The sequence below is a fragment of the Termitidicoccus mucosus genome (assembly GCF_038725785.1).
Lineage (GTDB): Bacteria > Verrucomicrobiota > Verrucomicrobiia > Opitutales > Opitutaceae > Termitidicoccus > Termitidicoccus mucosus.
On the sequence record NZ_CP109796.1, the window covers coordinates 3,525,438 to 3,539,206 of the forward strand.

At 64.1% G+C, this 13,769-nt stretch carries 5 protein-coding genes and 1 pseudogene; 2 read left to right on the forward strand and 4 right to left on the reverse strand.

Annotation, left to right across the window (positions count from 1 at the left end):
- Window positions 1-274: 274 nt before the first annotated feature.
- A pseudogene (locus tag OH491_RS12370) lies at window positions 275-2,500 on the reverse strand (beta strand repeat-containing protein); the annotation flags it as partial.
- Window positions 2,501-2,538: 38 nt separating this feature from the next.
- Entirely contained in the window at window positions 2,539-7,695 is a 5,157-nt protein-coding gene (locus OH491_RS12375) for an autotransporter-associated beta strand repeat-containing protein (protein ID WP_342751046.1), read from the reverse strand.
- 210 nt (window positions 7,696-7,905) lie between these two features.
- Between OH491_RS12375 and OH491_RS12380 the strand changes: the two genes are divergently transcribed.
- Both OH491_RS12380 and OH491_RS12385 read left to right on the forward strand, forming a co-directional pair.
- Window positions 7,906-10,875 carry a sensor histidine kinase gene (locus OH491_RS12380; RefSeq protein WP_334319416.1) on the forward strand — a complete coding sequence of 990 codons (2,970 nt, stop codon included), beginning with the start codon at window positions 7,906-7,908 and terminating at the stop codon, window positions 10,873-10,875.
- Window positions 10,876-10,899: 24 nt separating this feature from the next.
- On the forward strand, window positions 10,900-11,532 hold the full coding sequence (locus OH491_RS12385; protein ID WP_068770985.1) for a response regulator: 633 nt from the start codon (window positions 10,900-10,902) through the stop codon (window positions 11,530-11,532).
- 74 nt (window positions 11,533-11,606) lie between these two features.
- Here OH491_RS12385 and OH491_RS12390 read toward each other — a convergent pair whose 3' ends face one another.
- Both OH491_RS12390 and OH491_RS12395 read right to left on the reverse strand, forming a co-directional pair.
- Window positions 11,607-12,446 (reverse strand): KilA-N domain-containing protein, encoded by an 840-nt coding sequence (locus OH491_RS12390; protein ID WP_068770984.1) that lies wholly within the window; start codon window positions 12,444-12,446, stop codon window positions 11,607-11,609.
- A gap of 192 nt (window positions 12,447-12,638) precedes the next feature.
- The gene (locus OH491_RS12395) at window positions 12,639-13,364 is read right to left on the reverse strand and encodes a rhamnogalacturonan acetylesterase (RefSeq protein ID WP_068770983.1); all 726 of its coding nucleotides are present in this window, start codon (window positions 13,362-13,364) and stop codon (window positions 12,639-12,641) included.
- Window positions 13,365-13,769 lie beyond the last annotated feature (405 nt).

The window sequence follows — 13,769 nt, forward strand, 5'->3', positions numbered from 1 at the left end:
CAGTTTGCGGTGGCGGTGTCCCAGTCGGGGGTGACGGCACCGTTCCAGACGAGGGCGCCAGCGGGGGCCGGCTCGACGGCGAAGAGGGTGAGCGCGGCGGTGGCGCGGAGATGACACCGGTGGCGGGGGCGAAGGCGAAGCCGTCGGGCAGCGGCTCGGCGGCGAAGGACGCGGGGGTGTTGGTGGCGGCGATTTGGTAGGCGAAGGGCAGGCCGACGGTGCCGGTGGCGCGGAGCGGACTGGTGATGGCGGGGGCGAGGGAGGTGACGGTGAGGTCAAGAGTCTTGGTGTCGGAGCCGGCAGGGTTGGTGGCGGTGAGGGTGCCGGTGAAGGCGCCGATGCCGGTGGGGGTGCCGGAGATGACGCCGGTGGCGGCGGCGAGCGAGAGGCCGGAAGGCAGGCCGGTGGCGGCGAAGGTGTTGCCGGGACCGCCCTCGGCGGTGATGGTATAGCTGAAGGCGCCGCCGACAATGCCCTCGGCGGTGGCAGCGCTGGTGATGACGGGCGGGGCGTAGGCGGTGAGGACGAGGCCGGCGGTGCCGGTGCCGACGGCGTTGGTGGCGGAAAGGGTGATGGTGGTCGCGCCCCAGGCGGAGGGAGTGCCGGAGACGAGGCCGGTGACGGCGTTGAGAGCGAGGCCGGCGGGCAGCGGCGCGGCGGCGTAGCCGCTGATGGGGCCGGGGGCGGCGGCGATCTGGTAGGAAAACGGCGCGCCGACGGTGCCGGTGGCGGTTGGTGCGCTGGTGATGGACGGTGCGACAGTCGGCACGTCCGCCGACTCGATGGTGAGGACGAGGTTCCGGGTGTCGGAGCCGCCGGCGTTGGTGGCGGTGATGGCCACGGTGCTGGTGGCGACGACGGAGGGCAGGCCGGAGATGACGCCGGTGGTGGTGGCGACGGAGAGGCCGGAGGGAAGTCCGGTGGCGGTGTAGCTGGCCGGATTGTTGGTCGCGACAATCTGGTAGCTGAACGGGATGCCGGCGGTGCCGGTGGCGGTGAGCGCGCTGGTGATGACAGGCGCGTGCGGTGTGATAGTGGCGGTGATGCTGTCGGTGGTCTGCGCGAGGGCGACATTGCCGTCCACCGCCGGTCCGGTCCAGGCAAGCACGGGAGCGCCGGCGATGCCGCCAGCGGCGTGGAGCACGGTGATGGTGTGGGTGCCGGAGGCGAGCGCGGCGCCGGCGGGAGCATGGAGGGAGATGTTGAGCGTGGCACCGAGGGTGGCGGCACCGGCGACCTCGAGGCCGGCGGCGCCGCCGCTTTCGGAGACGGCGGCGAAAAGGGTGGCACCGTCGGCGACGGTGACGTTGCCGGTGACGCTACCGGAGCCGCCGAGGGAGCCGGTGGCTGCGACAGTGACGGGGGAGGCGGCGGTGAACGCGCCCGCGAGGTTGAGCGCGCCGGCCTGCACGATGGTGGAGCCGGTGTGCGCGGTGGTGCCGGAGAGGGTGAGGACGCCGGCGCCGACTTTGGTGAGGGAGGCGGGGTTGGAGGCGCTGCCGTCGGCGAAGTCGCCGGCGTAGGTGGTGTCGAGGTTTTTGCCGCCGATGATATAGTGCGTGCCGAGGGATTGGTTGAGGGCCTGAAGGCGGGCGAAGGTGCCGGAACTGGAAAGGGCGCCGATGCGCAATTCCTTGAAGTTGGCGGCGTTGGTATTGTATTGCGCCAAGGTGGCGTTTTCGAGGACGAGGATGATGTTGTCGAAGGAGGAGGCGCGGTTTAAGGGGCGGTTGTTGACGGTGCGGATCGCACCGGTGGAGACAAAGCGGAGTTCGCCGGTGAAGCCGGACAAATCCGTGTCGAGCAACTCGAAGTAGTAGCTGCTGGCACCGGTGGCGTTGGTGACATCGACGGCGAGGGTGCCGCCGCCGGTGAGGATGGTCTGGAATTTGAGTTTGCGGGAGGTGTTCGCGACGAACGCGCCTGTCTGTCCGTCGGGCACGTGGAAGGCCTGGTCGGTCAGGCTGGTCTCGCCGCTGGTGTAGCGGGTGTGGGTGAGGGTGCCGCCGGCGAAGACGATGGGGCCGAGGGAGGGGGCGATGTCGGTGTTGTTGAGGCGCTGAAGGAGGATGCCGGCCTCGATGGTGGTGGTGCCGGTGTAGGCGGTGCCGTTTTTGCCGGAGAAGGAGAGTGTGCCCCCGCCGCGCTTGGTGAGCGGGGCCGTGCCGGTGATGGCGGCGGCGGCGGTGGTGGCGAAGACGAGGTCGCGCGAGGTGTCAACGACAATGGAGCCGGGCGCGACATTGGCGGGGAAGGCGATGGTGCCGGTGACGGAGGTGTCGTCAAAGACGACATCGGCACCGTCGGCGTAGGCGGTGGCGGCACCTTCGCGCGTCCAGTTGTTCTGAGTGGTGGCGTCCCAGTTGTTGCTCGCACTGCCGGTCCAAATGAGCGGTTGCGCGGCGAGCGGGAGCGCGCCGGACAAGGCGAGGAGAAGCAATGAAACCGCAGCCATAACGGGGCGCGGCAGCACGGGGGCGGAGGTAGTTTGGTGGTACATGGATGATGTGGATTCAGATTAAAAGCCGGAGGGGTGTTTTATGTTAAAACGCGAAGGATGCGAAGGATGCGAAGAGTGAATATTTTAGACGTCGGCAGACCTGCTTTTTTGCAGACCCCTTTCAGGACGGCGAGCCCCGCGAGGGCGGGCAGATACCAGAAGCCGGGGGCACCGCCGCCACCCCCTCCTTGGTCGCTGCCCCCGGAAGGGAGAGGTGTGGAGGTGCCGCTGGATGTCGCAGTGACGGCGAGCGTGGCGGGGGTGGTGGCGAGGGTGCCCATTTCGTTGAAAACGAGCGCGGTGTAGGCGCCGTCGTGCGCCGGGGCTGCGACAGGGATGGTGTAATTGTAATTTGTGGCGCTGGCGATGGTGTCGCCGTTTTTGCGCCATTCGTAGGCCGGATTGGGCGCGCCGATGGCGAGGACCTCGAAGGTGGCGGTGGCACCGGGGGCGACGGTTTTATTTTCGGGGTGCTTCAAAATGCGCGGCCCGTCAAGGAGGACGCGGATGGTGTGATTGCCGGTGTCGGCGATGTAGAGGTCGCCGGTGGCGGCGTCGAAGGCGAGGCCGGCGGGTGAGCGGAGGCGGGCGGCGGAGCCGAGCCCGTCGGCAGAGCCAGGGTTGCCGGTGAGGCCGGCAACGCTGGTGGTGGCGCTGGTGAACGCGTCGATACGGCGGATGGTGTGGCTGGCGGTGTCGGCGATGTAGAGGTTCCCAGCGTCGTCGGCAATCTGGTTGGCGGGTGAGGGAAAGGCGGGGGCCTGTTCGACGGTGGTGACGGTGCCGTCGGACGCGATTTTGCGGATAACGCGATTGCCGGTGTCGGCGACATAAACGCTGCCGTCGGCGCCGACAACGAGTGCGTCGGGGAAGTGGAAGCGGGCGGCGGAGGCGGGGCCGTTGGCGACGCCGGGCACGCCGGCTGCACCGGCCAAGGTGACGAGCGCGATGGTGGCGGAGGCGACTGGCGGCGGGGCGACGGGGACGAAGGTGACGGCGATCTCGCCGGCCACCGAGGTGTCGAGCCGGCCCGAGGGGTCGCCTGCCCAGACGAGGGTGGCGTTGTTGGCGAGCGCGCCGGCAGAGACGAAGAGGCGGTAGCGTTGGCTGGCGATGTTTTCAAAAAACGGCGGCGGCACGACGGTGACGGTGCCGGAAAGCGTGACAGCGCCGGTAATGGCGAGGCCTGAATCGGGCTCGGACGGGAGTTGCCAGCGCGCGCCGTTTTCGAGGGTGAGCGAGCCGCCGAGCGCGCCGGCACCGCCGATGGTCGCATCGCTTTTCACGGTGACGGCGGTCGCGCCGAGCGCGCCGTCCACGATGAGCGCGCCGGCGATGACGGTGGTCTCTCGGGTGTAAGTGCTGGTGCCGGTGAGGGTGAGCGCGCCGGGGCCGACTTTTTCAAGGGCGGCGTAGCCGGAGCCGTTGGCGATGGCGCCCGCGAAGACGGTATCGCCGCCCTTGGCACCGATCTGCCAGCGGAGGGTACGGCCCGAGGTGGGGCCGCCGGAGAGTTCCGAGCCGGGCTCGCCCGAGAGCGCGCCGAGAGGGACGGTGACGCCCGAGGAAGGAACCGATTTTATATAATACGCGGACGCGCTGGCGGCGAGGTGCAGCATGGCGGCGGGCAGGCCGGCGGCGTTGTTCAAACGGAACTCGCCGCCGCCGGAGGCTGCGATGATGTTGAGGCGCCCGGCGAAGGCGGACCAGTCGCCGGCGATGTCGGAGCGGACGTAGGGCGTGCGATAATCGAGCGTGCCGGAGCCGGTGAGCGCGCCGTCGAGCACGCAGCGGCCGTCGGCCTCAAGACGCGCGGCGGCGCCGGCCGGCACATGAACGGGCCACGCGGCGTGCTCGGAGCCGCGCTTGTCGGACATGGCGAGGGCGCCGCCCTTCAGAGTGACGGTGCCGGAGCCGATGCCGCCACTGTTGGCGATGACGCCGGCAAGGAGCAGGCGACCCTCCTCGATAACGACACCGCCCTCGTGTGTGTTGGCGGAGGCGAGGGTGAGGAGGCCGGGGCCGGTCTTGTGCAGCGCGCCGGGGCCGGTGAGCGTGCCGGAGATTTGCAGGTAGTCCGTTGTATTTGAAACATGGATGCACGCGCCGTCCACGCCTAGCGTGAGGCAGCGGTTGGTGTTGGCCGGGGCGTCGAGGCGGAGGGTGCCGCCGTTGAGCACGAGATTGGCGGCGGCGGAGGAGGACGCGCCGAGCGGACCGGGTTCGCCGGCGTCGCCGATGGCGGTTACGGCGAGCACGCCGCCGGTGATGGTGGTTGCGCCGGTGTGGGTGTTGGCGGTGGCGAGGGTGAGCGTGCCCGCGCCGGATTTGTTCAACCCGCCCGCGCCGGAAATGAAGCCCGCACCGGAGAGCGTATAGTCGGCGGTGCCGGTGACGGTGAGCGCGGCGACGGAAAGCTCGCCGTCGAGGGTGACGGCGGGGTGCGCCGCGCCAGCATCGTCGAAGATGATGGCGTCGCCGGGGACGAAGACCTCGGCGGCGGCACCCTGCGTCCAGTTGGGCGACGAGGCGATGTCCCAGATGTCGGAATTTGCGCCTCCAATCCAAGTGACGGTCGCAGGTGCGCGCAGGGTCGGCACCGTGAGCGTAAGGGCGCCGTCCTGGATGGAGGCGATGAAGGGCGTGCCTTTGGGCGTTTGAATGGAAATTTTGGACAGGTCGGCGGTGATGGTTCCGCCGGAGCAGGTGATGAGCGGGTAGTTTCCAGGAGAGAGCGGGGTGCCGGGACTGGCGACGTTGCGGACGATGATGGTGGTGAGGTCGGAGAGAGTGACGGCGCCGGTGACGGCGACGCGGTCATTCGCGCCTGCGGGCGTGCCGGCGGTGTCGAGGATGAGCACGGAGCGGTCGACGGTGGCGAGGCCGGCGTGGAACGCGAGCGTGCCGGTGGCCGATGCCGTGCCGGGTGAGAGCGCGCCGTTTTCGTTGATGGTGACGGACTGGCTGATGGTGCCGGAGCCTTCGAGCCGTCCGCCGGTTTTGCCTTCGGCTGCAGCGCCGCCCCAGACTCCGCCCCAAACCTCGACGGGGGAATTTGAAAGCGCGCCGTTCACGACAAGCGCGCCGTCCCACACAGTTGTTTTTCCAAAATAGTCATGCGTGTTTTCAAGCGTGAGCGAGCCCGCGCCGGCCTTGGTGAGCGTGGCCGCGCCGGTGATTTTGCCGGCGCCGGTAAACGTGTAGTTGTGTGGCGAATACACGGCGACGGATTGAGGGGCGAGGTTACCAGCGAGCACGATGGGTGCCTGCGACGCGCCCGAAAGGTCGAAGAGCACGGACTGGCCGTCGGCGTAGGCGGCGGGCGCGGGCGTGGCACCGGGTGTGACAGCGTCGCGAAGCCAGTTCTGCGCGCCGCCGGCGCTCCAGTCGGCGGAGGCGGAGCCGCTCCAAGTGAGCGCAGCCGGCGTCATCGGCGGTGGGGCGGGCGGCGGCATGGCATAGCCGAGATAATAGTCAACGTAGCTGCCCTGCACGTAGCCCTTGGTCGTGGTTTGCGCGCGATACTGCGGGTTGTGCATGAGAGTGCGGAGGCGGTTTGTCGCGGGGCTGGTGGTGGTAAGGATGCGCAGCTCGGTGCAGTCGCTTTTGACGAGCACGATTTCCTCGCGCCAGTCGCCGAGGATGTCGCCCCAGAACGCGGGGCGCCCACCGGAGCCGGCGATGTTGGAATAGTCGCCGCCGACGCTGTAGAGATTTTTGCCGCCGACATAGACGCGGTCGCTGTTGCCCGTCGCGGGATTGAATTTTTCGATGATGGGGTTTTTACCGTAGGTACTGATGCCGCCGATGAATTCGCGGGCGAGGTCGGAGTCCCACCACAGCCCCTCGGAAGGCCAGACTTCCTTGTCGTAAAGCGGGTCGCCCTTGGCGGAGAAAACGCCGCGCTGGGTGGAGAACATTTCATAGCCGCGGGAGTCCGGCGTGAGATCCGCGGCGAGGCCGCGCCCGACGTCGCAGACGGAACCGGCATACCATTTTTTCAGATACCTGCCGGTGCCCGCCTCATAGAGCGCGGTGGCGAGCATGGCGGAGTTGTTTTGCTGGATGACGTAGGTTTCGAGGCCGGGGTGGTCAGGGTCGATGTCGGTGATGTGGTAGCGGTCGCCGTGGGAGACGCCGGGAACGCGGAAGAGCTGCGTGCCGTCGTGGTCAATAACGTGGCCGATCTCGCAGATTTCGTCGCGACCGTCGTTGTCCACGTCGGCGATGCGGAGCGAGTGGGACTCGGCACCGGGGAGGACGCGCTGATCCTGCTCAAGCTGCCAGAGGCGCACGAGTTGGCCGTCGCGGAAATTCCACGCGGTGAAAACGTAGAAGTGGTCGAGGTAGGTGGGACTGTTCTTGTCCCGGTCGCGGTTCATGCCGTAGAAGACGACACTGGGACGGACGCCGTCGAGCCAGGCGATGCCGAGGCGGAAGGTGAGCGGGCCGTAGCGGTTCCAAGTGGTCTCGATGGGGGCGCGGGCTTTTTCGGTGCCGGTGAGGCCGTCGATGATGGAGACAAACTGGGCGCTGTTATCGGGGGCGGTGACGGAGAAGGTGGGCGCGCCGTCGGCGCTGGCGCCGGTGACGCCGTTGGCGGTGCGGACGACGACCTCGGCGCGGCCGTCGCCGTCGAGGTCGAAGACGGTGACGCTGTCGGAGGCGCCGACGCTGATGACGGACGCGCCGCGCGCGTCCTTGGAATTCGGGCCGAGGCTCAGGCGCCAGAGAAAGGTGCCGTCGCGTTTGTAGGCTTCGAGAAACTGGCCGTAGGCGCTGGAGCCTTCGGCATCCTCGTCATTGGTCTCGTCGGTGTCGGAGTTTTTCGACGAGTGCCGGTCAACGACGAAGTCATATTCGCCGTCGCCGTCGAGGTCACCGACCCAGCAAAACTTAACCGTGTAAGGACCGTCGGGGCCGGTGTCCTGGCGGAGCGGGAGCGTGAAGTACTGGCGGCGCGGCGCGCTGGCCGGGAGGGTGAACGGCGCGCCCGCCTGCGCGGTTTGCTCGACGCCGCCGATGACGGGGCGCACATGGTAGGTGATGGTGTCGTTGAAGGCGCTGCTGCCGGGTTTGTCGCTGTAGTCGGTGGTGGCGGTGATGGGCGCGGTGTTGATTTTTTTCGGGGTGCCGGCGGCACCGAGTTGCCGGTAGAGGTTGAAGGCAATGTCCTCCGGGTCACTTCCGAGCATGCGCCTCCTTGCCCCGACGCCAGTCGCGGAACTTTAATTTCGCCCATGTCGCCCCTGATATTGTTTTTGCGCCTCTTGCGCCTTTTCACGGCTATTGATAATTTTCGGCTTTCTTCATTTATCCGGAGCACGGGTTTGGTTTTCGCGATGCTGGCAATGGCATCGCCGTTATATATAACGGGCGCGCCGCCATGGAACCGGGACGACTCCATGCTCTCCATAGGAGAGTTTGTCGTGTCAACGTGGCATGGGGAGGGCGGCCTGCCGCACAATGCCATCAACGATGTGGTGCGCGACCCGCGCGGTTTTCTGTGGCTGGGCACGCAAGGCGGCGTGGCGCGTTTCGATGGACGGTATTTTATTGATTATCCCATGCCGGGCGAGTTTGCCCAAGGCCGGCCCGAGATACGTGCGCTAGCCGTGGAGGACGAATGCACCATGGTGATGCTCACGGGACACGGAAAACTCGTGCGTTTGCGAGATGGAAAATTCGAGCCGCACCCGGCTGATGCGCTCATAAGGAATGCCTCGGCGGCGGACCTCGCGGTCGATGAAACAGGCGCTCTTTGGATAGGCACGGTGGCTCCCGTTTCCCTCATGCGCTGGGATGGCCGGCGCATGGAAACGTTCGGGCCGGAATCGGGCGTAGGGCGGCGTAGCTCGCGGTTCTGCATCGTGTCCGAAGGAAAAAACCGCACGTGGGTGGCGAGCGGCGATTTTCTGGGCTGGCATGATACAGACGGACTGCACCGCCACAAGTTGCTGCCCGATTACTCGATCATGGCGGCCAAGGCGCGCGAGGGCGGCTTGTGGGTTGCCGGCCGCGACAGGCTCGCAAGATTCGAGGACGGGAAATGGCGCGTTGTGCTGGAGGGCGCCGACTGGCCGGCGGCGCAAGTCGGTATTCAGGATATCTACGAAACCGCCGACGGCGTGCTTTGGCTGGCAACCCGTCGCAACGGCGTGCTCCGGTTCGTTGATGGCAAACTGACGCGCCTGGCCTTGCGACACGACCGCGTCGAATCAATTAACGAAGACATAGACGGCAATGTGTGGCTCGGCACCAATGGCGGCGGCCTCATCCGGCTGAAACGAAAACACCACGTGATCATAAACACGGCGCTGGGCATGCCCAAGGACACCAGTTCCTCCATCACCGAGGACGAGACGGGCGCGCTCTGGTTCGCCAACCAGTCGGGCGGCCCGGTACGCATCAAGAACGGTCTGACGCTCGTGATTCGCACGGGATCCGGGCGCATCCCCTACGCAAGCAACATTTGCGCCGACCAGCGCGGCACCGTTTGGATCGGCGCGCTCGACGGACTCTACTCCACACCCGCTGTGCAGCCGAGTGATGATGCGCGGGTGCTGCGCCGCCACGATTTCAACATCACCAATGTCCAGACACTCTTTTGCGCCAGCGGCGGCGATGTCTGGATAAGCTGGGCAAACGGGCGCATCGGACGCCTGCACGATGAAAAATTGCGCGAGTTCACAAAAAAGGAAGGCTGGCCCGGAAAACGTGTCGCCGGCGTGATCGAACAACAAGGCCCTGATGGCCCGGAGATCTGGGTCGCCACGCATTACGGCCTGTTGTTCAAACTCGCAAAAGACAGTGAAAGCTTCGCCGAGCAGCCCCTCCCTCCCAAGCTGAAAGCCGTCCAGATTTACGCACTCCATGCGGACGCCGACAACCGGCTCTGGCTGGCCACCTCGGTCGGCTTGCTGCTCTGGGACAAACAAAATCCAATGCTCTTCACCTGCGCGGATGGTTTCCCGGACGACGTCCTTTACCAAGTCATTTCCGACAACCACAACCGCCTCTGGACAAGCAGTCGTCGCGGTATCTTTTGCGTCGAAATCGGCAAACTGCTCGCCGCGAAATTAGCGCCGGGCCGCTCCGTCCCCGTCACACTCTTTGGCCGCGACGATAATCTCGAAGGACTCTCCGGCATGATCGGCGGGCAGCCCATGACATGGAAAAGCCGTGACGGGCGCGTATGGTTCGCGACCTACCGCGGCGTGGTGGGCTTCGACGCCACCAGGCCGTCCGTGGAGACAGCAAGGAAACAGCCGGTTTACATTGACGGCCTGTCCGCAAACGGCGCTTACACCGGCATTCACTCCGGCAACGCTCCCGGCGACAGCCAAAAGCCTCTGCGCATCGGCCCCCATGCAACGCAGGTCGAGTTCTCGTTTGCCGCGCTGAACTTTTCATCGCCGGAGCGCACGCGCGTGCGCCGCATGCTGGAGGGTTTCGACTTGGACTGGATCGATGCCACTGGGGAACGCTCCAGCGTGTATTCCCGCCTGCTGCCCGGAAAATACATTTTCCACGTCGAGAGCATGGATGCCGGCGGCAGCGCGCCCGGCGCGCAAAGTTCGCTCGTGATTGAAATCGCGGCCACATGGTGGCAGACTGGCTGGTTCCGCGCCGCCATCGCGCTGGTCATCGTCTTTGCCGTGGCGTGGATCGCGCGCCGCGTCTCGAACCGCATACTCCGGCAACGCCTGCGCCGCCTCGAACTCGAAAAGGCCCTCGACCGGGAACGCGTCCGGATCGCGCGCGACCTTCATGACGAGCTCGGCAGCCGCATAAGCCAGGTGGGATTTGTCGCCGACTCCGTCTGCCGCAAGGCCGACGACCCTCGGCAAAAGGAAAAACTCTCGGGACTCGCCATCCAGTCGCGAGAGCTCGTCGAGGACCTCCATCGCATCGTGTGGACTGTAAACCCACAAAACGACTCGTGGCAGCGGCTCGCAGCCTACATATCACGCTACACCCAGCGCCTTCTGCATGACACACCCATTACCTGCACCATTGACGGGGTGGATGCCATTCCCGACATCCCCGTGACACCCGAAATCCGCCACCACCTTGCTGCCATCACAAAGGAAGCGCTGAACAACACGCTCAAATATGCGCAGGCCGACCACATCAAAATCCAGATGAACGCCGACCACGGGCACTTTACAATGAGCATCAGCGACAACGGCCGCGGCTTCGATCCAGCGGCATTGCGGGAAGATGACCACTACGGCTTGGACAACATGCGCGAGCGCATGGCCGAAGCCGGAGGACAAATCGAAATCAAAGCCGGCCCAGGCGAAGGCACCCAAATCATGCTCAACATATCCTTGCAGTATCGCCCGCCCCATTCCCCTGGGAACAGCGATTGATCCACCATTTTCCCCAATATCCCAATGCCCATCTCAGTTGCCATAGTCGAAGACAGCGCCGCATGGACCAAGGAACTCGAACAGGTCATCGCCCGTGACTCCGGGCTTCAGCTCGCGTGCACCTGCCGCCGCATGCGCAGCGCGCTCAAACAGATTCCCCCGCTCACGCCCGATGTCGTGCTCATGGACATCAATCTGCCCGATGGCTCGGGCATCGAAGCCACCGCCCGACTCAAGGACATGCTGCCCAAAACCGAGGTGCTCATCTTTACCGTTTACGAGGACACCGAGGAAATATTCAGGGCGCTCGAAGCCGGCGCAAGCGGCTACCTGTTGAAACGCTCATCCGATGCCGACGTCCTGAATGCGATTCACAACCTCATGAAAGGCGAGGTGCCGATGACCGGGGAAATCGCGCGCAAGATCATCCAGTCATTCCAGAAAAAACAGCCCATCCCGAAGGAACGCATAAAAGATGAAAACCTGACGCGCCGGGAAATGGACATCCTGCAAGCGCTGGCCCGCGGACTCTCGATGAAGGAAATCGCCAAGGAATGTTCGATCAGCCCCGGCACGGTGAATTGCCATCTGAAAAACATCTACGCCAAACTCCACGTCCACTCCCGCATGGAGGCCGTGATGAAGTTTCTCGGGTGAGTTTCGCTCCTGCATGCACGGTACCCAGCGCCGGGCATTTTGAATCGGGCGGATGCAATCCTGTTTAAAACGTTTTATCGTCGGTTTTTGTCGCCATCGCCATGCGCCTTGTCCAGTCGCAGACTTGGATGTGTCGTGAGAATTGTCATCTGTTGAATGGCAATCTGGTTGAGGCGTTCGAGACGTTCTTTTTGCGGGAGTTTTTCGGAAATGAATAGGGCGTTGAGATTTTCCAAGTTGGAGAGGCAAACGAGTTGGGTGGTGCCGGCCTCGTCGCGCATGTTTCCCTTTTTGCCGGGGTTGGCGGCGCGCCATTGCGCGGCGGTTTTACCGAAGAGCGCAAGGTTGAGCACGTCGGCTTCGCTGGCGTAGATTTGCGAGGTCTGGCTTGGCGTGAGTTTTTCCGGGATCAGGTGTGTCTGAATGGCGTCCGTATGAATGCGGTAGTTAATGCGGGCAAGGTTGCGGCGGATGTCCCAGCCAAGGGTTTTGCGCTCCTCATCCTTGAGCCGTTGAAACTCTTTTATGAGATAGAGTTTGAACTCGACCGAAATCCACGACGCGAACTCGAAGGCGATGTCCTTGTGGGCGTAGGTGCCACCATAGCGTCCGGGTTTGGATACGAGCCCGATGGCTCCGGTCTTTTCGATCCATTGCTTGGGAGTAAGGGTGAAACTGTTCAGACCTGCTTGAATTCTAAACCCGTCGAATTCGACGGGTTTAAAACTGGGATTATTGAGTTGTTCCCAGATGCCGAGAAACTCAAGCGTGTTACGATTGCGCAGCCAGTTGCGGATGAGATCGTCGGTGCTGTCTTGGTTCTTGTAACGGGCGATGTCCGTGAGGCTGATGAAATCGTCCTCATTATGCGTGTAGTGGGCAACATCTTGGTCAAGGACAGTGAGTTTTGTCATGGGGCGAAGGTTATGCGTTCGGGAATTCGGATATTGCGAGTGAATGTCGTATTGTTATCGCGGACAAGCGAATAAACCTAAAACCGCGATTGGATGGGGTGAAGCGCCCACTGGGGGAACAGGGAACCGCACCGAAGACAAGCGCGGGGAGATACAGGGCATCGCGATATAAGAGGAGGCAGAAACCGCGGGTTATTGTTGGGACGGCAGCAGCGGAATCTGTTTCAAATAGGTCGCGAGCCTGGGCTCGGCGACTGGCAGCGCCTGCATCACGAGACCGAGCATCGCACGGGCGCCTTTTTCATTGAAGTGCGTGCGGTCGCCTTTCTTGTTCGCAAACTTGGCGGCGCCCGCCGGGCCGAGTCGCTCGACGAGTTCCTTGCTCGCCGCGTGCAGATCGATCACCGCGATGTTTTTTTCCGCGCCGACCGCCTTCATCGCGTCGGCGTAGGGCTGGAGTTCGTTTTTGAGTTTTCCGTCGTCGTTGAAGAGCCTGCGCACCATCGGCGTCACGAGAACCGGCACCGCGCCGATGGAGTGCGCTTCGTCAATATAACGGCGCAAGTAGTTCTTGTAATCGGTGGCAGCGTTGGTGGACTCGGGATTCTCCGGTGCGTGAGAATCGTTATGGCCGAATTGGATGAAGACGTAGTCGGGTTTTTCCGCCAGGGCCTTTTTCCAGCGGCCTTCCTTTATAAATGTCTTGGTACTCCGACCCGCGGCGGCGAGGTTGGTGACTTTGACGGTGCCGTCCTTGAATTGTGCCTCAAGGAACTGTCCCCAGCCACGATCGGGGCGCGCCTCGGGATAATTGCAGACGGTCGAGTCGCCTATGACGACGATGCGCAGCGGTGTCGGCGTGGCGGCGGACATGAAGCCGGGGATAATAAGCAATGCGGCAAGGAGGAACTTTTTCATACTTTTGATTCGCAATGATGTCGCCGGATTTGCCCGCCAAGCTCAATCTTCAAATAGGTTGGTGCATCCCGGCATTTTTATTATTCCATGCACCAACCCATTCGCATGGCGAAGTCGGCTTGGAATTGAGGACGCCAACGATTCTCCGGTGCGTGGATCGAGGCCGGGAATATCGCCGCCGCCTCGGCCTCTTTATATTGGCTCCCCCCGGCGCGGGTTGGAGACGTGCCTCCAGTCTAGAAAGCCACGAGGGGCGCCTCTTTGCAGACGGTCGGTCCATGACGATGCGCAGCGGTGTCGGCGTGGCGGCGACATGAAGCCGGGGATAATAAGCAATGCGGCAAGGAGGAACTTTTTCATACTTTTGATTCGCAATGATGTCGCCGGATTTGCCCGCCAAGCTCA

Coding starts and splice junctions, on each gene's coding strand:
- OH491_RS12375 (WP_342751046.1), bottom strand. CDS start 7,695: ATGCTCGGAAGTGACCCGGAGGACATTGCCTTCAACCTCTACCGGCAA.
- OH491_RS12380 (WP_334319416.1), top strand. CDS start 7,906: ATGCTCTCCATAGGAGAGTTTGTCGTGTCAACGTGGCATGGGGAGGGC.
- OH491_RS12385 (WP_068770985.1), top strand. CDS start 10,900: ATGCCCATCTCAGTTGCCATAGTCGAAGACAGCGCCGCATGGACCAAG.
- OH491_RS12390 (WP_068770984.1), bottom strand. CDS start 12,446: ATGACAAAACTCACTGTCCTTGACCAAGATGTTGCCCACTACACGCAT.
- OH491_RS12395 (WP_068770983.1), bottom strand. CDS start 13,364: ATGAAAAAGTTCCTCCTTGCCGCATTGCTTATTATCCCCGGCTTCATG.